This is a genomic window from Anabaena sp. CCY 9402-a (assembly GCF_963920945.1).
Lineage (GTDB): Bacteria > Cyanobacteriota > Cyanobacteriia > Cyanobacteriales > Nostocaceae > Trichormus > Trichormus minutissimus.
Genome location: NZ_CAWUDL010000015.1, coordinates 64,372 through 87,739 on the forward strand (window position 1 = coordinate 64,372; position 23,368 = coordinate 87,739).

At 42.2% G+C, this 23,368-nt stretch carries 22 protein-coding genes; 13 read left to right on the forward strand and 9 right to left on the reverse strand.

The features are described from left to right. Window positions 1-203: 203 nt before the first annotated feature. The 7 genes from ACM0OR_RS07750 to ACM0OR_RS07780 all read left to right on the forward strand — a co-directional run bounded on the left by ACM0OR_RS07750 (window position 204) and on the right by ACM0OR_RS07780 (window position 4,350). A complete protein-coding gene (locus ACM0OR_RS07750) occupies window positions 204-716 on the forward strand; it encodes a DUF2808 domain-containing protein (RefSeq protein ID WP_414575739.1) in 513 nt (170 codons plus the stop codon). A 170-nt stretch (window positions 717-886) separates the two neighbouring features. Next, complete coding sequence (gene rpmH / locus ACM0OR_RS07755) at window positions 887-1,021, forward strand: 50S ribosomal protein L34 (RefSeq protein ID WP_190705043.1); 135 nt, start codon at window positions 887-889, stop codon at window positions 1,019-1,021. A gap of 26 nt (window positions 1,022-1,047) precedes the next feature. Next, complete coding sequence (gene rnpA / locus ACM0OR_RS07760; protein WP_414575741.1) at window positions 1,048-1,470, forward strand: ribonuclease P protein component; 423 nt, start codon at window positions 1,048-1,050, stop codon at window positions 1,468-1,470. Then, window positions 1,457-1,840, forward strand: coding sequence for a PH domain-containing protein (locus ACM0OR_RS07765; protein ID WP_237988363.1), 384 nt, complete (start codon window positions 1,457-1,459; stop codon window positions 1,838-1,840). Before rnpA ends, ACM0OR_RS07765 begins: the two co-directional genes overlap by 14 nt. Window positions 1,841-2,064: 224 nt before the next feature. Next, window positions 2,065-3,207 carry a membrane protein insertase YidC gene (gene yidC, locus ACM0OR_RS07770; protein ID WP_190705035.1) on the forward strand — a complete coding sequence of 381 codons (1,143 nt, stop codon included), beginning with the start codon at window positions 2,065-2,067 and terminating at the stop codon, window positions 3,205-3,207. A 3-nt stretch (window positions 3,208-3,210) separates the two neighbouring features. Continuing rightward, entirely contained in the window at window positions 3,211-3,729 is a 519-nt protein-coding gene (locus ACM0OR_RS07775; RefSeq protein WP_414575742.1) for a protein jag, read from the forward strand. A gap of 114 nt (window positions 3,730-3,843) precedes the next feature. After that, window positions 3,844-4,350, forward strand: coding sequence for a YceD family protein (locus ACM0OR_RS07780; protein WP_414575743.1), 507 nt, complete (start codon window positions 3,844-3,846; stop codon window positions 4,348-4,350). 43 nt (window positions 4,351-4,393) lie between these two features. Here the strand turns inward: ACM0OR_RS07780 and ACM0OR_RS07785 are convergent, their stop codons facing one another. From ACM0OR_RS07785 to ACM0OR_RS07795, 3 genes are all read right to left on the reverse strand, one after another. Then, on the reverse strand, window positions 4,394-5,035 hold the full coding sequence (locus tag ACM0OR_RS07785) for a Uma2 family endonuclease (RefSeq protein WP_323266666.1): 642 nt from the start codon (window positions 5,033-5,035) through the stop codon (window positions 4,394-4,396). After that, window positions 5,035-5,634: a Uma2 family endonuclease gene (locus ACM0OR_RS07790; protein WP_414575744.1), complete on the reverse strand. Its 600-nt coding sequence runs from the start codon at window positions 5,632-5,634 to the stop codon at window positions 5,035-5,037. The genes ACM0OR_RS07785 and ACM0OR_RS07790 overlap by 1 nt, the downstream gene beginning before the upstream one ends. A gap of 124 nt (window positions 5,635-5,758) precedes the next feature. Then, on the reverse strand, window positions 5,759-7,789 hold the full coding sequence (locus ACM0OR_RS07795) for an elongation factor G (protein ID WP_414575745.1): 2,031 nt from the start codon (window positions 7,787-7,789) through the stop codon (window positions 5,759-5,761). Window positions 7,790-8,069: 280 nt separating this feature from the next. Here ACM0OR_RS07795 and ACM0OR_RS07800 point away from each other — a divergent pair, with 280 nt between their 5' ends. The 6 genes from ACM0OR_RS07800 to ACM0OR_RS07825 all read left to right on the forward strand — a co-directional run bounded on the left by ACM0OR_RS07800 (window position 8,070) and on the right by ACM0OR_RS07825 (window position 15,181). Further along, window positions 8,070-8,984, forward strand: a complete 915-nt coding sequence (locus ACM0OR_RS07800; protein WP_414575746.1) for a tetratricopeptide repeat protein — start codon at window positions 8,070-8,072, stop codon at window positions 8,982-8,984. A 187-nt stretch (window positions 8,985-9,171) separates the two neighbouring features. Next, the gene (locus tag ACM0OR_RS07805; protein WP_414575747.1) at window positions 9,172-9,717 is read left to right on the forward strand and encodes a phosphate-starvation-inducible PsiE family protein; all 546 of its coding nucleotides are present in this window, start codon (window positions 9,172-9,174) and stop codon (window positions 9,715-9,717) included. Window positions 9,718-10,233: 516 nt separating this feature from the next. Then, window positions 10,234-11,307 (forward strand): iron ABC transporter substrate-binding protein, encoded by a 1,074-nt coding sequence (locus tag ACM0OR_RS07810; protein WP_414575748.1) that lies wholly within the window; start codon window positions 10,234-10,236, stop codon window positions 11,305-11,307. Window positions 11,308-11,476: 169 nt separating this feature from the next. Beyond that, the gene (locus ACM0OR_RS07815; protein WP_414575760.1) at window positions 11,477-12,469 is read left to right on the forward strand and encodes an iron ABC transporter substrate-binding protein; all 993 of its coding nucleotides are present in this window, start codon (window positions 11,477-11,479) and stop codon (window positions 12,467-12,469) included. Between the two features lie 3 nt (window positions 12,470-12,472). Next, window positions 12,473-14,092 (forward strand): ABC transporter permease, encoded by a 1,620-nt coding sequence (locus tag ACM0OR_RS07820; protein ID WP_414575749.1) that lies wholly within the window; start codon window positions 12,473-12,475, stop codon window positions 14,090-14,092. A 36-nt stretch (window positions 14,093-14,128) separates the two neighbouring features. After that, complete coding sequence (locus tag ACM0OR_RS07825; protein ID WP_414575750.1) at window positions 14,129-15,181, forward strand: ABC transporter ATP-binding protein; 1,053 nt, start codon at window positions 14,129-14,131, stop codon at window positions 15,179-15,181. 71 nt (window positions 15,182-15,252) lie between these two features. On the opposite strand, the gene ACM0OR_RS07830 is transcribed toward ACM0OR_RS07825, so the two are convergent. From ACM0OR_RS07830 to ACM0OR_RS07855, 6 genes are all read right to left on the reverse strand, one after another. Then, complete coding sequence (locus ACM0OR_RS07830; protein WP_414575752.1) at window positions 15,253-16,542, reverse strand: Glu/Leu/Phe/Val family dehydrogenase; 1,290 nt, start codon at window positions 16,540-16,542, stop codon at window positions 15,253-15,255. 184 nt (window positions 16,543-16,726) lie between these two features. Beyond that, window positions 16,727-18,250 (reverse strand): carotenoid oxygenase family protein, encoded by a 1,524-nt coding sequence (locus ACM0OR_RS07835; protein ID WP_414575753.1) that lies wholly within the window; start codon window positions 18,248-18,250, stop codon window positions 16,727-16,729. A gap of 292 nt (window positions 18,251-18,542) precedes the next feature. Beyond that, on the reverse strand, window positions 18,543-19,937 hold the full coding sequence (locus tag ACM0OR_RS07840; protein ID WP_414575754.1) for a folate/biopterin family MFS transporter: 1,395 nt from the start codon (window positions 19,935-19,937) through the stop codon (window positions 18,543-18,545). A gap of 161 nt (window positions 19,938-20,098) precedes the next feature. Next, complete coding sequence (locus ACM0OR_RS07845; protein ID WP_414575756.1) at window positions 20,099-21,262, reverse strand: beta-ketoacyl-ACP synthase; 1,164 nt, start codon at window positions 21,260-21,262, stop codon at window positions 20,099-20,101. Window positions 21,263-21,337: 75 nt separating this feature from the next. After that, on the reverse strand, window positions 21,338-22,126 hold the full coding sequence (locus tag ACM0OR_RS07850; RefSeq protein WP_414575757.1) for a peptidylprolyl isomerase: 789 nt from the start codon (window positions 22,124-22,126) through the stop codon (window positions 21,338-21,340). Window positions 22,127-22,241: 115 nt separating this feature from the next. Next, window positions 22,242-22,811: a photosystem I assembly protein Ycf4 gene (locus ACM0OR_RS07855; RefSeq protein WP_190704996.1), complete on the reverse strand. Its 570-nt coding sequence runs from the start codon at window positions 22,809-22,811 to the stop codon at window positions 22,242-22,244. Window positions 22,812-23,368: the final 557 nt, after the last annotated feature.

The following is a 23,368-nucleotide window of genomic DNA, read 5'->3' on the forward strand; positions in this document are numbered from 1 at the left end:
AATGTTAACAGTGTTTATATTTAGCGCAAATTTGACCAAGCTAATGGCAGAAGACGAAGGTTAAAAGGCAAAGGACAGACAAAAAAGTCGGTACATAAGGCACTTTTTATCGCTACATCACGTCTCTTGTCAGCAAGCCAACAGTAAAGTTTAGTTATAAAAACTCAAATTACAGACATAATTTTTGGTGGAGGAGTTACATTATGCGCCGTTTACTTTCCGTTTTAGCTCTGACTGGCTGTGTACTGACTAGTTTACCCGCTATTGTATTGGCACAAGGAGGTCAAGGGTTCGTACTGTTTAGCGGGATTAAACGGGAAAATCAGTTGCCCTTTCGGTTAGATTTTGGGGGGCAAACTGACGGTATAGATAGATACATATTTAGGATTCCTGCCCAAAACATGAAATTAGCCGTTGCTCAATTTGCTGTTACTTATCCTAACTATTACAAAGGCAGTTTTGATCCTAAAAAGATTGAAGTCAGAGTCAAGGGTAAAAAAGTACCCCTATCTGAAGCTAAATGGAACAAAGAAAGCGGTTTAATTGAAATTTTTCCTGAAGAACCAGTGCCAGCAGGTAGCAGAGTGGATTTAGTGTTTTCTGGTGTCAGAAATCCAGCCTTTGGCGGTACGTTTTATTTCAACTGCCAAGTTCTCTCACCAGGGGACTTACCATTATTGCGTTACATTGGGTCTTGGATTGTGACTATTAGTTGAGTCTTTGGGGATTGGGGAATAGTTACTCTCTTTTCTCTTCTGTCCCCTCTTTACCCTAATTTAATTTTTAGCTATGGACTCTGAAATGTGTACTCTGGACTATTGACTCTCAACAATGATATATTTTTAGATTGTGACTTTTTATAAAAATCGCCTAAAAGGAGAACAGTATGCAGAGAACACTGGGTGGGACTAACCGCAAGAGAAAAAGAACCTCTGGCTTTCGTGCCAGAATGCAGACACCAGACGGCAGAAACGTCATTAGAGCCAGAAGAAAGAGAGGAAGGCATCGTTTGAGCGTGTAGGGTATTTTCAGCGATAAAGAACAGCTGTGGCATTGCCAAAAGCAAATCGACTAAAATCCCGCCGAGATTTTCAGGCAGTTTTCCGGGAAGGAATGCGGCGATATAGCCCCCATTTAACTTTGAGAGCTTTAAAACCGTCATCTGCCAAAGAGTCTTCTTTGGATACTGCCCCTAAAAATTCCATAAACACTGACTTGCAACAACTCGCCAGTACAAAAATTGGCATCTCAGTTAGCACCAAAGTCAGTAAAAAAGCCGTGGTGCGTAACCGAATTAAACGTCAGATTGCGGCAGCGTTGCAGCAATTATTGCCAAAAATAGCACCAGGATGGAAATTGGTGTTAATTGTCAAACCAACAGCAACAGAATCTGAGTGCGGAAGCCAACAATTTCTGCAAGAATTAGAGCAGTTGTTGGCACAAACTGAGGTATTAAATGGGCATTCGTGAAGAAATTTATTATGAAGGTGGCCCCCACATCGGGGACTTGATTTTAAATATCCTGATTGGCTTCACCGTTATAGGTATACCACTGGCAGTTGGTGCAATAGTTAGAGCCTTGTGGTTGCGTTACCGCATTACCGATCGCAGAATATCTGTCATGGGTGGTTGGATGGGACGCGATCGCACTGATGTAATTTATGCAGAAGTTGTCAAAATTGTCAAAGTTCCCCGTGGTCTAGGCATTTGGGGAGATATGGTAGTGACTTTAAGAAATGGTAGTCGTCTGGAAATGCGGGCAATTCCCAACTTCCGCGAAGCTTATGACTACATCAATGAAAAAGTTGCGGCTAAAAATCCTCAATACACAGCTAAGTAGGAAATAGGGAGTAGGAAGTAGGGAATATCCAATTTGCTGATATAAAACAAAAAATTTCCCATATTCCACTTAACAAAGTCTACAGACTACTCCCCACTGCCTACTGCGACTCCCATTTTTGGCGTTGTGCGGCTATCCGTAGCAGAGGATAGTCGCATAGTCATCACTATTTAGATAAATTAGATTCAGATCAATTTACAGTACCTCAGGTTGAATTCAGAATAATGGATTTTGGTATCGGGTTTCTCTCAAACAACGTAATGCTGCCAATCATAGACTTGTTCTACAGCATTGTACCTAGCTATGGATTGGCGATCGTTGCCTTGACATTGATAATCCGCTTCGCGCTCTACCCCCTGAGTGCTGGTTCAATTCGCAGTATGCGGCGGATGCGAGTTGTACAACCTCTGATGCAAAAGCGGATGGCGGAAGTTAAAGAACGTTATAAGGACGACCAGCAAAAACAGCAGGAAGAACTGATGAATGTGCAGAAGGAATTTGGCAACCCCTTGGCGGGATGTTTGCCACTTCTGTTGCAAATGCCAGTCCTGTTGGCTTTGTTTGCCACCTTGCGGGGTTCGCCGTTTGCTGGAGTTAACTATTCTGTTAACCTGCAAATCGTTCCTTCTGAACAAATCGAACAAATTCAACCCCAAGCCTTTGCTACTGCTCCTCAGAACATTTATGTTGCTGATCAAGAACACGTTAAAGTTGCGGCTATTATCCCTAGTGGCAACAAATTAGCAGTAGGTGAACAAACTAAGATTCAATACCAGACCCTTGAAGGTAAACCATTCCCGGTATTACTGGCAGAACACCCAGAAACAAAGTTAATCCCTGAATGGAAAATTACCAAAGGGGAAGATAGGATCAAAATTGACACCGAAGGCAATATAGAAGCCTTACAGCCAGGTGATGTCACAATTCAAGGTACAATTCCTGGATTGGCAGCTGATAAAGGATTCCTGTTTATTGATGCCTTGGGCAGAGTTGGAGCAGTAGACCCAGATGGTGTAGTCCACTGGGATATTGTGGCGATGATTCTCTTTTTTGGGGTCAGCCTTTACGTTAGCCAAATACTTTCCGGGCAGAACTCCAGTGGTGGCAACCCACAACAAGAAACCGTCAACAAAATCACCCCTGTCATCTTTTCTGGGATGTTCTTTTTCTTCCCGTTACCTGCTGGGGTATTGATGTACATGGTGATTGGGAACGTTTTCCAAACCCTGCAAACTTACATCCTCTCTCGCGAACCCTTACCAGAGGAGCTACAAAAAATTGTAGAAACTCAGGAAAAACAAGTAGCGGCAGAACAAAAAACATTGCCTTTTGAGCCAAAAAGTTCCAAGAAAAAGACCACAGGTTAATAGATGAGCAATATTCCCATGCAGCGAGGTCAGCAGTGGCTAAAATCACTGCTGGAACTCACTGGGATGTCATCTGAGATTAGAGGTAGTGTAGAAGCTCCCCATTCTCCAGAAGAAGATGCCCCAGCAATAGATAGTTACTGGTTGACAATAGATGAAACCAGCTTGACCCCAGAGCAAATTCACGCCCTAATTGGTGCTGATGGTTCTGTGCTAGATGCGATTCAGTATTTGGCGAATTCTACGCTTAACCTCAATCAACCAGAGGAAGAACAAGCTTCCTACACGGTGGAATTGAATGGGTATAGAGTTAAAAGACAAGCTGAAATTCAAGCAATAGCCGAAGCAGCAGCCGAGCAAGTACGCTCCACAGGGCAAGAAGTGGAAATTAAATCACTAAGTTCTGCGGAACGGCGGTTGGTGCATACCTTCTTCCAAGATATGGGCGATTTAGAAACCTTTAGTCGTGGCAAAGAACCCCATCGTCATTTGGTTGTCCGTCCGGCAGGGGTTGAATCCTGAACATCTCAACCAGTACAGAATATTCGTTCTTGCTAAAGGCTAAACTATATATGGATTGTCAGCAGTATTGCTGATGATCAACATACATTTTCGTGATGATGTTTTACCAATCCTATGGACGCAATTTTTATTCCGCAGCTAAATAAAGCCCCGGAGCGGACAGAGGAAGTTCAAGTTAAAGAATTTCTGCCTGGGCTAGAAACGTTGACACCAGTACGCGGCCACGTCTGTGTGCAGCATCATGGAAATTATTTGGATGTGTCAGCTCAGGTAGAAACTATTATTACTTGTACCTGTAATCGCTGCTTACAACAGTACAATCACCGTTTAGTGGTGAATGCTCAAGAAGTTATCTGGTTAGATGAGGCGGTAAATCAAGAGCAAGACTTGCCTTTAGAAAGGGAAGTGGCTATAGAAGATTTGCTAGAAACTTTATCGCCTAATGGTTATTTTTATACCAGTGAATGGTTGTATGAGCAGATGTGTTTGGCTTTGCCTCAGCGTCAGTTGTGTGATTTAAAATGTCCAGGTATTCTTAGCACTGCTATTGAAAGTGAAGAAGATTCTGTTGATAATCGTTGGGCTGGGTTGAAGGCTTTGAAAAAGCAACTTCCGGGATAGGTTTTAATCAGCTCACGCTCCAGGCGCAAAATGAACTTTTTGGCTACATTTGCGCTCTTACCCACTTCCTAAATGACCTGAGTGTTGGACTTCTCCCTATAGTTTGGCTTTGTTCATAGAATTGAGAAATTGCTTCCACAATTGGCAAGTTGGGAAAAGTTGGACTAATTTCTGACTCAATATATTTGCCATCTTGAAGGATGTTTATTTGGAGTCTGCCTTTTTCATATCGCCAAAGTTCAGGGACTTTTAAGGCTTCGTAGGCTGCAAGTTGAGTTTTAGAGGTGATATCAACTTCAATTACTAAGTCGGGTGGTGGGTCAACTGTTAGGTCTATACGTTCTTTCCCAATCATCCGAGCATGATTTTTAATATAGAAAGAATCATCAGGCTCTACACCAAAACTCATATCTTCACGTTTAAAGGTGGTTGAGCCAAAGGATTCACAATCAACTTGTAATTCTTCCAAGAGAATTTTTACCATATCACCAATGATGACCTTGGCTACCTCATGCTTCGGTAATGGCATTCTTATCTCCAAAGTTCCCTGAATGTAAGCCAACCGAGTTGCACGATGGTCGCCTAGTTCGGTGAGAATTGCCTCAAATTCTTGCCAGCTAACATTGTGGAGTATTACTCTATGTCCTGGCGGTACACTTAATTGTCTGAATTGAAGTGTTACCATTAGTAACTTAGGTTATTTCTAATAATTTGAATAAATTCCTGCACAGCATCATATTGGTCAGGCATAGAAATATAATGCAGCAGCAAAGCTGGGTCTAAATCTGGGAAAAATCTACTCCGGTTGACTTCTTCATATTCTCCCTGCTCATTCAGACAGAATATTTGAATTTGATTAGCTTTCCAGAACCAAACTTCGGGTATTCTCTTGGGCTTGTATAAATCTTTCCTATTAATAGTTCCACTGGTGACGATAACTTCAATTACAATGTCGGGTGTTTCTTTATTACTCCCAATGCAGTAAGATTCATCCGGTGTACCAGAAGCATACCCTGGTTCTTCCAAGGTAAAACCACCACGACCGTAGAAGCGGATACCTTTTTCCCTCATATAAGCTTCGAGTAAATAACCGAGAGTTGTTTTCACGTACTCGTGTTTATCTCCAACGGGAGACATAATTTCCATTACCCCTGCTAAATAAGTTAGTCTAACTTCTCGGTTATCTTCTAGTTGTGCGGCGATGATTTGGAACTGTTCCCAAGAAACGCCATGAACAGTGACGAATTTTTCTTCTGTTGGCTGTTCTAATAATGAGATTGCCATGAGCGATCGCAATTTCAATAAATAATCTGTATATTCTCTAGTCTAGTATTGTCAACAAGAAATTGGAGTGACAATTATTGCCACTCCAAGATTCTGAATAGAGGAGACATTTTTGAACTTAAGACTATTTGCCATTACCGTTGCTAGCAAGTACACGTTCAGCCAGCTTTTCTGGGACTTCTTGCAGGTGGTCATATTCCCAGTGGAAAGAACCAACGCCGAGAGTGAGCGATCGCAGCTCTACAATAAAGTCTTGCATCTCGGCTTGTGGTAAGTAAGCAGAAATATTATCCCAGCCTTGCCAGTCGTTTCTACCTTCATAGCCCAAAATCTGACCCCTGCGACCACTCAGCAATTGCAGCACCTTAGAGGTAAATTCGCTGGGTGTGGTTACTTGTAACCGCAAAATTGGTTCTAGGAGGGTGGGTTGCGCCTGGGGTACGCCTGTTTGCATGGCTAACCGCGCAGCTTGCTTAAAGGCTTGTTCGGAACTATCAACGTTGTGATATGAACCATTGGTTAATGTCACCGCCACATCTACAATTGGGAAACCCAAAGGCCCGTGGGTGAGGAATTCCCTCACTCCCATTTCTACGCCGGGAATGTATTGTTTGGGAACTACACCACCAACGATAGTTTCCTTGAAATTAAAGCCTTCCCCACGGGGTAACGGTTTAATATCTAGGAAAACATCCCCAAATTGCCCATGACCGCCGCTCTGATGCTTATAGCGTCCATGTACTGAGGTTACAGGTTTGCGAATGGTTTCTTTATAAGGGACTTGTGGCAGATGGGTAGACATGGGTAAGTTATATTTGCGGCGCAGTCTATCTAAGGCGACTTGCAAATGAATTTCACCTTGTCCCCACAGAATAACCTCGTGGGTGTCGCCGTGCTGTTCCCAAGTTAAAGAGGGGTCTTCTTCTAGTAACTTAGTAATAGCAGCACTTAATTTCACTTCATCGTTGCGCTTTTCTGGAGTAATCGCCAGGGCATACACTGGTTCTAATGGTTCAGCTTTGGGTAATGCTAACGCCTGTTCTGTAGAGATGATATCCCCGGTTTTAATCCCTTCTAATCGGCTCAAGGCCACAATTTCACCAGCCGCAACTTCATTGACTGACTGCTGCTGTTGTCCCATGAGGCGATAAATACCGCCAGTCCGCACACCGTTGAGGACAATCCCATCGGTTAATTTGCCTTGCCAAATCCGCACGAGGGAGAGTTTACCACCTTGGGGAGTGTAATAGGTTTTCAAAACCTGGGCTATGGGTGTATTGCTGGGTTTACTACCTTTAAGGCGGCGTTCTGCGGTAGCTTCTGGTGCTGGTGCTTCCCGTAGCAGTGCATCTAATAGTGGTCTTACACCATAATCTTGTTCGGCGACACCAAAGAAGACGGGGACTACCAAATCTGCCCCTAATTCCATTTTTAAATCTGTGAGAATTTCTTCTTGGGGTGGTTCAATATCTTCTAAAAGTTCTTCGAGTAAATGATCATCAAAATTGGCTAAAGCTTCGAGCATTTCGGCTCTGGCTGTATGTTCTTCTGCTTTTAAATGTTCGGGGAAAGGAATGGGATCAGCTGGTGCGCCTGGATGATATTGATAGGCTTGTTCGCTCACCATATCAATGAAGCCTGTTAGCTGTTCCCCTTGCATGATGGGGTATTGATGGGCTACTAATGGACGACTAGAAACCGCTTTGAGGGCGTGTAATGTTTCCAGAACGTTGATATTTGCCCGATCCATTTTATTAACAAAGACCAAATGGGGTATTTCCCAATCGTCTAGGAATTTAAATAGAGGCGCAAGCGTGAGGACTCGGTCACGGATAGGTTCGCAGATGACAATGGCTGCATCAACCCCAATTAAAGCGTTATAAGTCTCTTGAGCAAATTCTATACTGCCTGGGCAGTCAATAAAAGTAAAACGAGTGTCATTATACTCTGTGCTAGCGGCAGTAATTTCTACACTCATCCGGCGATCTCGTGCTTCTGCTGCACTATCACCGATTGTGTTACCATCCTTAACGCTGCCTTTGCGAGAAATTGCTCCTGTGACAAATAACAAGCTTTCTAATAATGTTGTTTTTCCACTTAAATAAGGGCCGACAATGGCAACATTCCGCGAACCTAATATGACTTTTTGGCTCATAAAACCTCCTTTGCAGTAAGTTTCTCTTACCGCGTAGCCCTGTGTTTTTTAGAGGATGAATAATTACACCCATTGCCGGAGAATTATCCCCCCTTTAACTTGCAATTATGCTCTCTTTAACTAAAAACAAAAAAAATTGTAGCCTGTTGTAAGATTTACCTTAAGAAAAATTAAGTAAACCTAACTTTAATACCGAATAAAAAAGTTTTGTTAAAACCTAATTTTTGACGGAACTTTTTATGAATAACAGTGACAGAAATTAGATTGAGTCAATACATCAATGGACGTATCTTTCTATAATTATCCTATCGTCGGGATGCTGGGTTTAACATTACTATGGGGATGTATGCTGCCAGTCTCAGCTAACTCTCTTACTCCCCAACTTTTCAAGATAGCACAGTCTAGTGTGCCAACTGCAACAAGCTTGTTAAATCAAGGCTTACAAGCAATTCAGGCGGGGAGAGTACAAGATGCGATCGCAGCATTTCAAAAGGCAACTCAGTTAGATCCTAACTTGGCCGCAGCCCATTACAATTTAGGTTTAGCCCTGCGACAAACTGGACAATTACAACCAGCCGCTAATGCTTTTTATCGCGCTACTCAAGCTGATCCTAACTTCTCCCTCGCCTTTGCCAATTTAGGGGGAGCGTTGTTAGAAGGTAATAATTTACAACAGGCGGGTGAATACTTACAACGGGCTTTAGAAATCGACCCCCAGCTAGGTTTTGCTCACTATAACTTAGGATTAGTCAGACAACAGCAACAAAATTGGTCAGGCGCGATCGCATCTTTTCAAAAAGCGATCACTTATAGTAAAAATGCCCCAGAACCTCACTATTATTTAGGTGTCTGTTATCTGCAACAAGGTAAAATTGATCTAGCTAAAGCCGCTTTTGAGCAAGCAATTAAAATTAATCCTAAATATCCAGATGCTCACTACAATCTAGGTGCAATTTTGTTTAATCAAAGCCAACTACAAGCAGCTTTAGTTTCATTTAGAAAATCAGCAGAAGCTAATCCTAATTATCCTCATGCTTATTATGGTGCAGGGTTAGTTTTTATGCAGTTAAATCAGTTTGGGGAAGCAGTGAAAGTCTTTACCCATGCCAAAAATTTATATAACGCTCAAGGCAATCCTCAATGGGCAAAAAATGCCGAAAGATTGTTGCAGCAAGTACAAAATACTAAACAATAAATAGTCAATATCGAACATTTATTTATTAGATAGTGTGATTTGTATTTAAGAGCTATTAGCTAATAGATAATAACTCTTAAATTATCATTATTGCTGATGCAAAAATACTTAAGTTTAGATAAGAATAAACATATGGCATGAATTGGCTGTGCTGGTCTGCCCTGACCAGATAAAAACGGAAAACTACATGAAAAAGCGCGTCAAGAGTCGATTTTTATTTTGCGATCGCTGGCTAGATAGACACGCGATCGTTAGCTATATGGAAGCTTTCCAAGATTTGCTGGTAATTATCTTGTGTTTAGCTTTATTTGCAGTCATGGTCGTACAATTGTGGGGAATATTTATTGCGATCACACAACAAGTAAATTATAAAATATTAACATCAAAAGTCCTTTTTGTATTAATTTTGGTGGAATTATTTCGGCTCTTAATGGTTTATCTAAAAGAGCATAGCATTTCCGTAGGAGTAGCTGTAGAAGTAGCAATCGTTTCTGTTCTCCGAGAAGTAGTTGTTCACGGCGTACTAGAAATTTCTTGGATTCAGACTATAGCAATTTGTGGCTTATTATTTATTTTAGGTGGTTTATTAATAGTTTGTGCTAAGACACCGCACATGGATTGTATGAGTGCTAATACAAAATATTGTCCAATTAGAGATAAAGAAAAACACAACAAAATAGAATTTAATTATTCAAAAAATTATGATGATAATCAACCGCGAATTAAAGAATAGAGATGTTTTCAACTAATCGCAGTCTTGTAGAAATAATCCAATTTTTCACGTTATGTGGAAAATCTAACGCCAAACCTAACCCCCTAACCCCCTTCCCTACATTCTCTACGTTCCCTGCGGGACGCTGCGCGTTCACGCAGTGTTCCGTAGGAAACGCGGAGCGTGTCGTAGACAGGGAAGGGGGAATATTTAAAGGAGATGTACTCTAGCGTTTGCTGATAGCGAACATAATCTTTCTGTTTAGCTACTTATAACACGCTAATATTTTCTCTTTGTCTGCTATTGCTTTGAGCCAGACTTTTTGATTTAATAAAAACTATTGTCAAATATTTATGAGAATTGCACTAGATGGAATTCTCAAGATAATCAATCAAAAAATCCTTTAATAGCTAGTAAATGATGCTTATTAGCTGATTTACCAAAGATGCTATACTCAATTGGCAATAATGAAAATAGCCTATTTTAATAAAATAAAATCTTAATTATTTATAGTTTTTAATAGAAAAGGAGGAAAATATGCAGCGTCGTCAGTTCATCTACTTAGTAGGATTAGCAACAGTCAGTGGTGGATTAGCGATCGCCTGTGGTGCGAATCCCAATCCTACTGATACGGCTGAATCAGCAACCCAAGCGACAACCACCAGCACCACCAGTGGTGAATTAGAAAAAACTTTGGTAGTTTACTCAGGACGCAACGAAAAACTCATAGGTGAATTGATTAAGCAATTTGAGCAACAAACAGGCTCTAAAGTAGAAGTCCGTTATGGTGATACGGCTGAGTTAGCATCAGCAATTTTGGAAGAAGGTGCAAATAGTCCCGCAGATGTTTTCTTTGCCCAAGATGCAGGTGCTTTGGGAGCTATACAAAAGGCCGGTAAAGCATTAACGTTACCTGCATCGCTGCTCAATCAGGTCGATAGTGTTTACCGTTCGCCGGAAGGTCAATGGCTAGGTATTACTGGTAGAGTGCGGACAGTAGATTACAACACAAAATTAGTCAAACCAGAGGAATTACCAAGGTCTATCTTTAACTTTACTGAACCAAAATGGCGCAATAAAATTGGCTGGTCGCCCACAAACGGATCATTTCAATCCTTTGTTACTGCCTTGCGGGTCGCCGAGGGAGAAGATAGAGCTAAACAATGGTTAGAAGGGATCAAAGCTAACAATGCTAAAGTTTACCCCAACAATACTTCCATCGTGGAAGCTTTATCTAGAGGGGAAATAGCTGTAGGGTTTGTCAATCACTACTATCTAGAACGCATCAAAAAAGAAAATCCCCAAACCCCTGTAGAACATCACTTTACAGATGATGTTGGTTCTTTGGTGAATGTCGCTGGTATAGCGATTCTCAACAACGCCAAGAATCCTAATATTGCTCAAAGGTTTGGGGAATTTATGCTGAGTGAAACCGCCCAAAACTACTTTGCTAATCAAACCTATGAATATCCTCTCACCTCAGCAGTTGCTACCCCAGAAAAATTGAAATCTCTCAAAGAGATTAAACAGCAAACTCAAAAAATTGACTTGAGTAATCTGAATGACTTAGAAGCAACACTCAAACTCATGCAGCAAGTGCAAATTATCTAAGATGTTATTAGCTGCATTGTATAAAGTAAAAAAGAAAACTCTAAAGTTTTTGAGAAATTTTCTTGCTTAAGAGTGCTAGTTAATGGTAATGGTTGAAAGGAAGAAAATTATTGCAAAAACTTCCTGTTAAAGGGAAATGGAGACCAGGAGATTGAAAACTTTGCCATTGATGAAAGTGACAGCTGGAGCTATGGCTTTTATGCTCAGCTGGGGAACAGGTTTAAGTGTGAACGCCCAAACCAAAACCATTACTATCTATTCAGGTAGAGGGCAAAAACTGATTGAGCCATTGCTCGCCCAAGCCAAAAAAGACTTAAATTTAGATATTCAGGTGCGTTATGGCGATACAGCCGAATTAGCGATCGCACTTTTGGAAGAAGGTAAAAATAGCCGTGCTGATTTATTCTTTGCCCAAGATGCCGGCGCATTAGGCACGCTGGAAACACAAAAGCGCACCCTGCCAATTTCGTCTAACTTACTGAATAAGGTAGATTCTCGCTTTCGGTCTCCCCAAGGACAATGGATAGGAATTTCGGGACGCGCTCGTGTAATTAACTACAACACCAAGCTAGTTAATAAAAATCAATTACCGACCTCTATTTCGCAGTTAACACAACCACAATGGCGCGGTAAAGTTGCTTGGGCTCCAACAAACGGGTCATTTCATTCATTTGTCACCGCCATGCGGGTGCTAGAGGGAAACCCCAAGACTCTGCAATGGCTACGGGCAATGAAAGCTAATGGTGTTAAAGATTACCGCAACAATACCACAATAGTAGAAGCACTAGGGCGCGGAGAAGTTCAGCTAGGTTTAGTGAATCACTACTACTTACCTAACTTGAAAAAAACTAATCCCAGCTTACCTGTAGCGGCTCACTACACCAATAAAGACTCAGGCTCAATGATTAATATTGCTGGAGTCGCCATTATGAACTCCACCAAACAAAAACCGGAAGTAGAAAAATTTATTGGCTACCTACTCAAACCAAGTTCACAAACTTACTTCGCTAAAGAAACTAATGAGTACCCCCTAGTCAAAGGGATACCAGGACCAGCAAATCAATTACCACTGAACAAGCTCAATCCGCCTAACGTTAACCTGACCAACTTAAATGATTTGCCAGGCACATTGGAATTACTACAACAGGCAGGAGTTTTGTAGGCATTGAAATCTTCGATTCGCCCTCCCTTATTTCTCACCATAGCAGCAGGAGTAGTAGCGATCGCTATTGCCCTGCCTTTGGTCTACTTAGTTACCCGTGCAGTAGGTATTGGCGGGGAAGAGTTCTGGCAATTGATCTCTCGTCCCCGCAATATCTCCATTTTTTTCAATAGTGCATTAATGGCGGCAACTGTCACCGTATTCTCAACCCTGATTGCTGTACCATTGGCATTTCTGACAGTGCGCACAGACTTACCAGGCAGAAACTTTTGGTTAATAGCCACAACATTACCCTTGGCAGTCCCTAGCTACGTCGGCAGTTTTGCCCTCATTGCTACCTTAGCCCCCAGGGGTAGCTTTTTACAATTGTTATTAGAGCCTTTGGGGGTAGAAGAGTTACCTTCTATTTATGGTTTTCCGGGAACAGTTCTCGCAATTACTTTATTTACCTATCCCTATTTACTGCTGAGTGTGCGTTCTGGCTTGCAAGGAATAGATCCTTCCATAGAAGAAGCCTCCCGCAGTTTAGGTTACAGCACCAGAGAAACCTTCTTCCGGGTAGTATTGCCGCAACTGAAACCATCAATTATCGCCGGGGGATTATTGGTAGCCTTATATTCCTTACGGGACTTTGGTACACCCTCCCTGATGCGGTTTGATACCTTTACACGGGCTATTTTTATCCAATACAAAGCCAGTTTTAACCGTAACACCGCCGCAGTTCTATCTTTAATGTTAGTGACACTGGTGCTGGTAATTTTATGGCTAGAGTATCGAATGCGATCGCGTGCCGCATATTATAGTCGTGGTTCAGCCTCCCTACGCCCACCGAAAATAATTAAATTGGGAATTTGGAAATGGCCAGCCTTTAGCTTTTGCTTACTCATCACTAGCTTTGGTGTGATCTTACCAGTTGGTATTACCCTATTTTGGCTACTGCGTGGATTCAATACTGGTTACACCTTCCCCAATTTACTACCCACCATCTTCAACTCAGCCTGGGCAGCTGGACTAGCGGCTTTAGCTGCTACCATCTTTGCCTTACCCATCGCCATTTTATCAGTTCGCTTCCCCAGCAAAATTACAGCTGTTATTGAACGTTTTTCTTATATAAGTTTTGGTATTCCAGGAATTGTCATAGCTTTATCACTGGTGTTTTTTGGAGCTAATTACCTGCCATTCCTGTACCAAACTCTACCGATGCTGGTGTTTGCATATTTAGTATTATTTTTACCGCAATCAGTAGGAACAGTCCGCACTTCTCTACTACAAGTAAATCCCCAATTAGAAGAATCAGCCAGAAGTTTAGGCAGATCAGCTTGGCAAACTTTAATAGAAATTACCCTCCCTTTAGTCAGACCAGGCGTATTAAGTGGTGCAGTCTTAGTATTTCTGACCGCAATTAAAGAACTACCTGCAACTATGCTGCTAGCCCCCATAGGCTTTAACACCTTAGCAACGCAAATTTGGCAAGCCACAGAAAATGTTGAATTTGCAGATGCCGCAGCTGCTTCATTAGCTATGCTATTAGTCTCTATGAGTTCAACCTTATTAGTGTTATCTCAAGAGAATATTAAAAAAGAGAAAGTAATAAACCAAGTACCAGCACCAACAAAACTCTAATTTATTTCTTCTTTGTATCTTCTTCGTTATCTACCTATGCAGCCAGCCATCCTACACCTACAGAATGTCACCAAGCAATTTTCAGAAAACACCTCTCCTGCTGTGGATAACATATCATTCACACTGCAACAAGGCGATGTCTTAGGATTACTTGGCCCCTCTGGTTGCGGTAAAACTACTCTGTTGCGACTAATTGCAGGTTTTGAGCGTCTACAAACAGGAACAATTAAAATTGGTGAACAGATAGTTAGCAACAACTCTATTTTTATCCCTGTAGAACAGCGTGATATTGGTGTTGTCTTTCAAGATTATGCGCTATTTCCTCATCTCAACGTTGAAGAAAATGTAACCTTTGGGTTGAGAAATATTAGTAAACAGCAAATACAAAAACGTGTAGCCGAAGTCCTAGCCTTAGTGAGATTAGCAGGACTGGAAAAACGTTACCCTTACGAACTCTCTGGTGGACAGCAGCAGCGTGTTGCCTTAGCCCGTGCCTTAGCACCCCAACCTCAACTGATGCTTTTAGATGAACCATTAAGTAATCTGGATATTCAAGTTAGGTTACAGTTGCGGGAAGAAGTCCGAGACATTCTCAAAGCAGCAGGTACTTCAGCCATTTTCGTTACCCACGATCAAGAAGAAGCATTAGCCATTTCTGATATAGTCGGCGTGATGCGACAAGGGCATTTAGAACAAATAGGCACACCAGAAGAAATTTACACTCATCCAGCCTCAAGGTTTGTCGCGGAATTTGTCACCCAGGCTAATTTCCTCTCTGCCCATCGCCAAGGTAATGTCTGGGAAACAGAAGTTGGTTGTTTTGAGTTACCAGCTAATCACATCAACAATTCAGGCGAAATTATGATCCGCCAAGAAGACTTGATTTTAACACCAGCCACCGATGCCCCTGTAGTTATCCGCACTCGCAGGTTTTTAGGGCGAGAGTACCAATATTGTTTGCAAACTCCTTCTGGTAAAGAAATTCATGTGCGGACAACAACAGATATGGCATTACCCGTAGGTACACGAGTGCAGATATCCATCCTAGGTGATGCTGTGAAGGTTTTTCCCCAGGGAATAAAGGAATAGTAGAGGTTATCCACAAACCTTGTAGAGACGCAGCAATCCTACGTCTCTACTTTGTCAAAAAAAGTTGGATGTTAAGGATATAGACCCCTGTCATTTAAGGCTTGAGCAACTCTACCGACTCCCAGAGTATAAGCTGCTAACCGGAGGGGAACTTGCCGCACTTTGGACTCTTGGATTACATGATGATATGCTTGCACCATCAAGTGTTCCATTTCGCGGTTGACACGTACTTCATCCCAAAAGAGGTATGAAAGACCTTGCACCCATTCTAAGTAACTTACTACTACACCACCAGCATTGGCTAGGATATCTGGTAGGACAGTTACACCCTGCGCCTCTAGAACTTGGTTTGCTTCCAGTGTTATTGGCCCGTTAGCTGCTTCTGCGATGATTTGCGCTCTCACTTGATGGACATTTTCTGCTGTAATTTGGTTTTCTAAGGCGGCGGGAATTAACACATCACAGCGTAAAGTCAGTAACTCTGCATTGCTAATAGCTGATGCTTGTGGGAAACCTACTACACTTTTACGATTTTCGGCAGCATAAGCTTTTAATGCGGGAATATCAAGACCATGAGATGAATAAACCCCGCCTGTAGCGGTGGAAACAGCAATGATTTTTGCTCCGGCTTGGTAGAGTAATTCAGCTGCTGCGCCTCCCACATTCCCAAAACCTTGGATAACTACTCGCATTCCCTCTAGAGATTTGCCCATATCTGCTAATGCTTCCCGGACGATAATCATCACACCGCGTCCGGTGGCCATTTCTCGTCCCAGTGAACCGCCGATAGATAGAGGCTTACCAGTGACAACTCCAGGTACAGAATGACCCACATTCACTGAATATGTATCCATCATCCAAGCCATTTCACGGGCGGAAGTTCCCATATCTGGCGCGGGTATGTCTACTGAGGGGCCAATATCTTTAATTAATTCGCTAGTATAGCGGCGAGTAATTCGCTCTAATTCGCCCACACTATAATTTTGTGGGTCGATCGCAATACCTCCTTTTGCACCACCATAAGGTATACCCAACAGCGCACATTTCCAAGTCATCAGCATCGCTAAAGCCGATACTTCCCGCAGTGTAACAGCCGGATGGTATCGAGTTCCGCCTTTATAGGGGCCTAAAACATCAGAATGTTGTACTCGATGTCCTGCTAGTACCCGAATATCACCATTGTCTAGCTTTACGGGAATGGAAACTGTCACTACCTTGCGTGGGTGACTGAGAATTTCCAGGATACCTTGATCTAACCTTAATTCTTTCCCTGCTGCTTCTAAATAACTACAAGCTTGATCAAATGGGCAAATATGTGCTGGAGTAGCAGCTTCTAAAGGAATGATAGGGGTTGACACCATAAGATTTTCTCCTAATCGCGGTTTTTGGCGAACCGGATACATATATGCCTAGCTTATCCCGCGTTTTCGAGAAACATGAGGATTTTGTAGTTATTGTTACAATTTTATTTTAATTTTAGAAAACCATAGATCCTAGCCAAAAATAATTATTGACTTTAATCTATGCTTATAAACACTTAGAGGATCAATTTGGGGCAAAAATTTTTGAGGTAAAGTTGCCGTGTAGACCATAGGGGATATGATGTTTGAGATGAAGTCGAGCGATGGGCTTCGCCCCGCCAAAGGCGATCGCACCTTTTGCTAAATCACGAGCATCTAAAATCACCACATCTGAGCGATGATGAGCAGCATCATAAACTAAAGCTAGCAACCAGCCATTATCTTCTGTTTGAGCATCTGGACGCGGTACAAAAATCGGCTCACCCATAAACCCACGCGGCGCGGCACTCCAAAGTTGTCTTTCTCCAGATTCTAAATCAATTTTTAGTAATGCTTGCAATGGTGCATTACCAGTTTCTGCATGACCTGCACCTATATAAATATATTTGTAAGTGCGTCCTACATGGTCAGGATGTATGGTGGGAAATTCACAACAACGACTCTCAATTAAATTGCGTTCTACTGTTTCATCTTGAAGATTAAGACGAAAACGCCAGAGTTGACCAGGAGAACCCGCATCAAAATCAACTTGACGAAAATCGCTTTCTGGTTCTACTTCTGGTAAAGCATCATAGCAAATGGAGTCAACATAAATTTCATGCCCTAGAGCAAAAGCATTAACGTGGTGAAACACAAAACCTGCTTGTGTTTCCAGAATTTTTACCCCTGTATTTTCCCCTTTTGGAAAGCGAGGAATAACTATAATTCGCGTCGGTTGATTTGGCTGGAATTTGATACATTCCCCAGCTGCGCGTAGACCCAAAGCGAAAGGTATGGGATTAAAAACGACAGGGTTCTGAAAGAAGATACAGTGTTCAGGAGTAATGACAAAATCGTGAATGAAACAAAATCCCGGAACACTATGAGCTTGCTTCCTGAGAACTTTACCTGTTGGGTCTAATTCAAAAATTGTAATTGTAGTAGATAGCCCTGGTTTAATAGAAAAATTTACTAAACAAGGTGCGTCATTATCTTGAATACAATTAGGATCAATGCGAGGATGTGCGCTAAAAGCTTCGCCCTCTGACAAAATTCCATTAAAGTATTCTTTGCCTAAAGTTTCTAGGGTGTAAGCATCAATAAGATGGGGTTCACAAGCTTCCCACAACGCCAAAAGTTTATCACCCCAATAGATAACGTTGGTATTAGCAATATTTTTAATTTTGAAATCAAATATATTAGCTAACCAACCACCTGGTTTTTGCGTACCAAATACACCACGATAGAGAATTTTACCCGCTTTTTGTTCTGCTAAATAGCCTTCTGTACGCACAAATTTATTACAAAAATGGGCGCGACCATTGACAAAAGTGATGCGGCTAATCATCCCATCACCATCAAAAGGATGATGAATACGTTGACCATTAACATCAAGTAATCCTGGCCCATTTCTAAACAATGTGCCTTGCAGTTCTTGGGGGATTTCTCCTTCTATATCATCAATCCAATAATCAAACTCTTGGCTAAGGGATTCGTATCCTCCCTGCCAATCTTCACGAGTATAGGATTTTTCTAAAATGGCTGTTTCTGGAACTTGAAAACTCTGCATATTGTTTGAGTGCTGAGTGCTGAGTGCTGTTAGCGGTAGCGCGGCGTTTAGCCTGTGCTGAGTTTTGAGTGCTGAGTTTTGAGTTTTGAGTGCTGAGTTTTGAATATTTTTACCAACTCAGTACTGAGTGCTGTTAGCGGTAGCGAGGTATTTAGCCTGTGCTGAGTAAATTTAAGAAGTACTCAGTACTTCTGCACTACGGTAAAAGCCACGCCCAATTGTGGGCGGTATTTTCACTCAGCACTCAGCACAGGCTAAACGCCGCGCTACCGCTAACAGCACTCAGCACTTTTCATTCAACTGTTTCTGATTCGGGTTCTCGCAGCATTATTTCTGACATCAAGTTGGGTATTAATTCTGGTTCTGCTTGTGAATCATCACCAGGTAGCCAGTTGAGAAAAGGCAATGGTAGTAAGGTGCTGAGATTAGTAATCAGCACCAAGAACCAAAGGGAATCAAAATTGCTTTCGGTGATTCCTAGCCAGTGCATAATAATAGCTCCGAACTCGTAGGAAACCATGCCGGCTAAATTCGATACTGACATCAACAATGCAAATAGACTGGCTTCTACTCCTGGGGGGCAAAGTCTCGCTGCTAAGACTAACACAGGCATATAGGCAATTTGTCCCATAACTGTGAGAACTAAGCTATCACCCAAGCTAAACCAGTGGTCATCTATGCCTAAAGCTCGGTTTGTGTGTGTCACCAGTAGCAGCATTGTCATTCCCAAGGCTGCGGAAATAACTGTACTCCAACCAAAAATTACTCGGAAGGGAACACTTTTCAAGAAGCGTTGAAAAATCCAAACACCAATTAAAGCAGCGAAACTTGTCACTAACCGCACTCGCCCCAAAAATTCTGGTTCAAAGTGGAGTTCGTTGGTGCTGAAGAAGAAAAAGGCTGCATCGGCTGTTGGGGTAGCTTGCCAGATAAAGACAAATGCTGTTGGTAGCCAAATAGTTTTTTGGGTAATGGCTTGACGTAGTTGTCCTATTTGATACTTAATACTGAGAGTGTTGGTTTTATCCTTAGCATCTTTGCTAACAGGCGATTCAGCAATCAACCAAGCTACACCTGAAACAATCAAAGGGAATGTAGCAGTAATCCAGAATACAGTACGGGTTGTAAAGTGTTCCAGGAGCAGTCCACTAAAATAGGCTGTGATTAAGCCGCCTAATGCGGAAGCACCCCAACATAATGATTGTAACGAACCGGCATCGGCTTGTGATTCTACCCTGGCTCTTTCCACAACTAATGAGTCAACGATCACATCACTAACGGCAACGGAGAGAGAACCGAGTGCGATCGCTACTGTAGCCGCCCATCTATCATGAACTATGGTCGCTAAACTTACCCAGGATATAGCACCTAGTATCCCTGATAGTACCAAGTATGGCCGACGACGGTAGCCAAATATAGGTAACCCATCAGACATAAAACCAAATAGAGGCTTGATAATCCAAGGTAGGGCGACAATTCCCAATAGTGATGATACCTGTACAGGACTCAGTGACAATTCATCCTTAAGGAAAAAACTGACAGCTAAACGCGCCAATCCCAAAATTCCTTGGACAAAGTAAACGGTAAGAATGGCGATTAACTCGGCACTAGGTTCATTACCGAAGAAGATTTTCTCTTTTATTGAGTCCTTGACCTTCTTGGATAAGCCAGGGGAGTGAATCAGCATTTGGTGAATATTTTTTAAGTTTTATCGACTTTTATATCATATCGATTTCTCTGAATGTGCGTTTTATTTGGCAATTATTCAAATTCTGAATTTTGCCTACCATCAATGCGAATTTCCAAACCGAAACTTTGATTCTCAGCGATCGCATCAACATGAGGTAACTAAAGTGTAGATTGACCCAATACAACAGCTGCATTCTGTCCACCAAAGCCAAAACTCAAACATAATGCTTGCTGAATGTTAGTTTTATATGCAGTCCTGACTATGTTTAAATCAAATTCTGGTTGATTAAATCCTACAGTGGGTGGCAAAATATTATGTTTTATAGCTAACAATGTGAAAGCTACCCCCAATGCTCCTGACGCGCCTAGGGTATGACCTGTCGCCCCTTTAGTCGAACTAATTGCTACTTGATGGGGAAATAGCTTTTCTATGACTATGCTTTCTATACGGTCATTTAGCTGGGTAGCTGTCCCGTGAGCATGAATGTAATCTATCTCATGGGGTTGTAGGTCACTGCGTTTTAAAGCTTGTTTGATAGCTGCAATCGCTCCCCTACCTTCCAAGTCTGGCTGATTGGTATGATATGCGTCTGTGGTTAAGCCAAAACCCAAAACTTGACCATAAATCTTTGCTTGACGCTGCTGGGCTAATTCTTTTGATTCTAAAACAAATATAGCCGCCCCTTCACCCAAGACTAAGCCTTCACGGTGCAAATCAAAGGGGTAAGCACCAGTTTTGGCTAAAGCACCCATCTGTTGAAACCCTGATATCGTCAAGGGTGTAATTGGTGCTTCTACAGCCCCAGCGATCGCTCTTTGAAATTGCCCTGTTTGAATCAAAAGTGTCGCCTGAGAAATCGCCCAAATCCCTGTAGCACAAGCAGCCATCGGTGCTAAAACTGTGCCAGTCGCACCAATCTGTCTGGCAGATGCGATCGCATTCATATGGGGTAGAATCTCTAACCAATCCTCTAATTTTTCTCCTGTATAGGGGGATTGGCTAGGATATTTTGCATACATATTCTTTGCTAAATTTTCCCACGATGCCTGATGGCTACGACTTGAACCAATAACCACAGCACAATCAGGTAAATTTGTCAATAAACCAGCATCTTTCATTGCCGCATCGACAACCTGCTGGGTCAATATTCTCAATTTGGCGGGTGTTTGACTAATCAAGCCTAGAGGTAGTGGCGCAAGTTCTGAAAAAGGCTGATACAGGCTAATTCCAGACTTCCCAACAATTAATTGTTGCCAACTCTCCTCTAGGCTCGTACCCAAAGCAGAAACTAAACCAATACCAGTAACAACAACTTCAAACAATCTTAGGGAATTGGAAATGGGGAATTGGAAATTGGGACAAGGAGAAAATAATTACTTTTTCTCCCTACTCCCTACCTATGGAGTTTTTAAATTCTCACTGCCTTGAGTGACTTTAGCAGAGTCAATGCGATCGCCTTGCTGAATTTTGTTAACTACATCAAAACCGTCGGTAACATAACCGAATACGGCATAGTTACCATCTAAAAATCCTAAATTTGCTAAAGCAAAGTAAAACTGAGAGGAAGCAGAATCTGGTGGCTGCGATCGCGCCATTGCTACTGCACCTAGTTTATGCTGTAACTCTGGTGGTTTCGTTACACGGGCCATTTCCAATGTCTTACTGTAAATTGGGCTGGACTCCCCTTCTGGCTTAATTTCTAAGGGGATACGACGCTCACTATTAGTTTTTGCATCAATGTAGCCCCCTGTTCCCAGTCTATCTACTGGAACTTTGGGATCTTTACTTTGGGGATCGCCACCTTGGACTACAAAAGGTTGAGGTTGGCGTACAACCCGATGAAAAACAGTACCGTCGTATACACCCTTCTGCACCAAATCAACAAAGTTGCCAGATGTGATAGGGGCATTTGTACCGTCTACTTCGATGGTAATTGGTGAGCCATTAACTGTCATCACCACCGTAGCTTTACCTTCAAGACGTGGTAAATCTTTCATTCCCGGAATACTCTCACTTGTGGTATCTGATACAGATGTTGCTTCAGTAGTAGTAGTTGTCGTGGTTGTCTCGGTCGCTGTTGATGTTGGCGAAGAATTAGAATTAGCCTGCTGTGTAGAACAGCCGCCCAACATCAAAGCACCGACTATCAAAAATGCAACCAAGAATTGTGAAACTTTTAACCGCATTGCTAATTACTGACTCAACCAGTGTATCTTAGCCTCTTTTAGAGAACGGGGAATGGGGAATAGGGATGAAAACTGAATTCTATCTTGTCTCCTCTGCCCCTCTACCCCTCTGCTCCTACAATCCTTCCAACGGTACTTCTAAAAATCGGGCTAACTCTGCGCCTTGAGTTTCTAACTCTGCTAATGACAAAGGTTGTCCTACCCGTGTTAGGGGGATGTCTCGGCGACCTTTAAGACGGAGATACAACGCACGACGAGGATTAAGACCTTCTTTAATATCTATTTGTACAGATTGTACGTCTTGGATGCGGGAATCAATTTCAATCCGGCGATTTTTGCCAGGAAATCCCCAACGAAAGATTTTGAGGTAGCCAGTTTCTCTATTGAAATCATTGTAGCCGCCCCCTAAGTCCCAGAGGATAGACAGCCATAGGTACGATGCTAAAAGTAAGCCAGCCGAACCATATAACCCCATTACCAAACCCTGGGGGAAAAATACCAATTGAGTTGGATCGGTAACTATGAGAAAATTTACGTTTAAATAACTCGATATCCCTGCCAATAAAAAGCCTGTAGCTCCCATCGTCACGATAGTTGCCCACCAGTAGTTGCTAAACCTACGAGAACCGAGAACTTTTTGATGCAGAAGGCGATCGCCTTTGTTAACTGTTGTTGATCCAGTCATTGAACTACCTTGGCCTGTAAGTGCTTGCCTTTAATTAAAAGTCTGCCATTTTACCAGGATGTCTTGCAAGTTAAATTTTCTCCCTTTGCTTCTCCTCCTATCCTGTCACCTATCCCCTGTCACCTGTCACCTATCACCTGTAATAAGATTTCTGAGAAAAGTTGTGTCAGATTGTAAAAATTCTGATATTCATAGTATTAAGTAGGTTCATGTTAAATACTTGATTTCCCTAGGTGGGTTGAGCGAAAACCCCAACAATGTGATAAGTTAAGAAGCATTAAGTTACCACAAGCTAGGTAACTAGCTCATGGTACGTGTAACGACATAACCCTGAGAAATGTCAGCTTGAAGAAGTGGTCAAATCTCAGAAACTCAGCAATTATAAGCTGCTGAGGCTGTCAAAAAAAACGTTATTTCCTCGCGGCAGTCGCTTAAAGGATGAAATTTCCAGAAAGTTCTGCTTAGAAACGTTGCAATTTTTAGTAAAAGAGGATTTAGTTAGATGACCATCGCAGTAGGACGCGCCCCCAGTAGAGGGTGGTTTGACGTACTAGACG

Coding starts and splice junctions, on each gene's coding strand:
- ACM0OR_RS07835 (WP_414575753.1), bottom strand. CDS start 18,250: ATGCAGAGTTTTCAAGTTCCAGAAACAGCCATTTTAGAAAAATCCTAT.
- ACM0OR_RS07810 (WP_414575748.1), top strand. CDS start 10,234: ATGCAGCGTCGTCAGTTCATCTACTTAGTAGGATTAGCAACAGTCAGT.
- ACM0OR_RS07790 (WP_414575744.1), bottom strand. CDS start 5,634: ATGGCAATCTCATTATTAGAACAGCCAACAGAAGAAAAATTCGTCACT.
- ACM0OR_RS07775 (WP_414575742.1), top strand. CDS start 3,211: ATGAGCAATATTCCCATGCAGCGAGGTCAGCAGTGGCTAAAATCACTG.
- ACM0OR_RS07765 (WP_237988363.1), top strand. CDS start 1,457: ATGGGCATTCGTGAAGAAATTTATTATGAAGGTGGCCCCCACATCGGG.
- ACM0OR_RS07850 (WP_414575757.1), bottom strand. CDS start 22,126: ATGCGGTTAAAAGTTTCACAATTCTTGGTTGCATTTTTGATAGTCGGT.
- ACM0OR_RS07800 (WP_414575746.1), top strand. CDS start 8,070: ATGGACGTATCTTTCTATAATTATCCTATCGTCGGGATGCTGGGTTTA.
- ACM0OR_RS07855 (WP_190704996.1), bottom strand. CDS start 22,811: ATGACTGGATCAACAACAGTTAACAAAGGCGATCGCCTTCTGCATCAA.
- ACM0OR_RS07795 (WP_414575745.1), bottom strand. CDS start 7,789: ATGAGCCAAAAAGTCATATTAGGTTCGCGGAATGTTGCCATTGTCGGC.
- ACM0OR_RS07805 (WP_414575747.1), top strand. CDS start 9,172: ATGAAAAAGCGCGTCAAGAGTCGATTTTTATTTTGCGATCGCTGGCTA.
- rpmH (WP_190705043.1), top strand. CDS start 887: ATGCAGAGAACACTGGGTGGGACTAACCGCAAGAGAAAAAGAACCTCT.
- ACM0OR_RS07750 (WP_414575739.1), top strand. CDS start 204: ATGCGCCGTTTACTTTCCGTTTTAGCTCTGACTGGCTGTGTACTGACT.
- ACM0OR_RS07780 (WP_414575743.1), top strand. CDS start 3,844: ATGGACGCAATTTTTATTCCGCAGCTAAATAAAGCCCCGGAGCGGACA.
- ACM0OR_RS07840 (WP_414575754.1), bottom strand. CDS start 19,937: ATGCTGATTCACTCCCCTGGCTTATCCAAGAAGGTCAAGGACTCAATA.
- ACM0OR_RS07815 (WP_414575760.1), top strand. CDS start 11,477: ATGAAAGTGACAGCTGGAGCTATGGCTTTTATGCTCAGCTGGGGAACA.
- ACM0OR_RS07830 (WP_414575752.1), bottom strand. CDS start 16,542: ATGGTGTCAACCCCTATCATTCCTTTAGAAGCTGCTACTCCAGCACAT.
- ACM0OR_RS07825 (WP_414575750.1), top strand. CDS start 14,129: ATGCAGCCAGCCATCCTACACCTACAGAATGTCACCAAGCAATTTTCA.
- ACM0OR_RS07785 (WP_323266666.1), bottom strand. CDS start 5,035: ATGGTAACACTTCAATTCAGACAATTAAGTGTACCGCCAGGACATAGA.
- yidC (WP_190705035.1), top strand. CDS start 2,065: ATGGATTTTGGTATCGGGTTTCTCTCAAACAACGTAATGCTGCCAATC.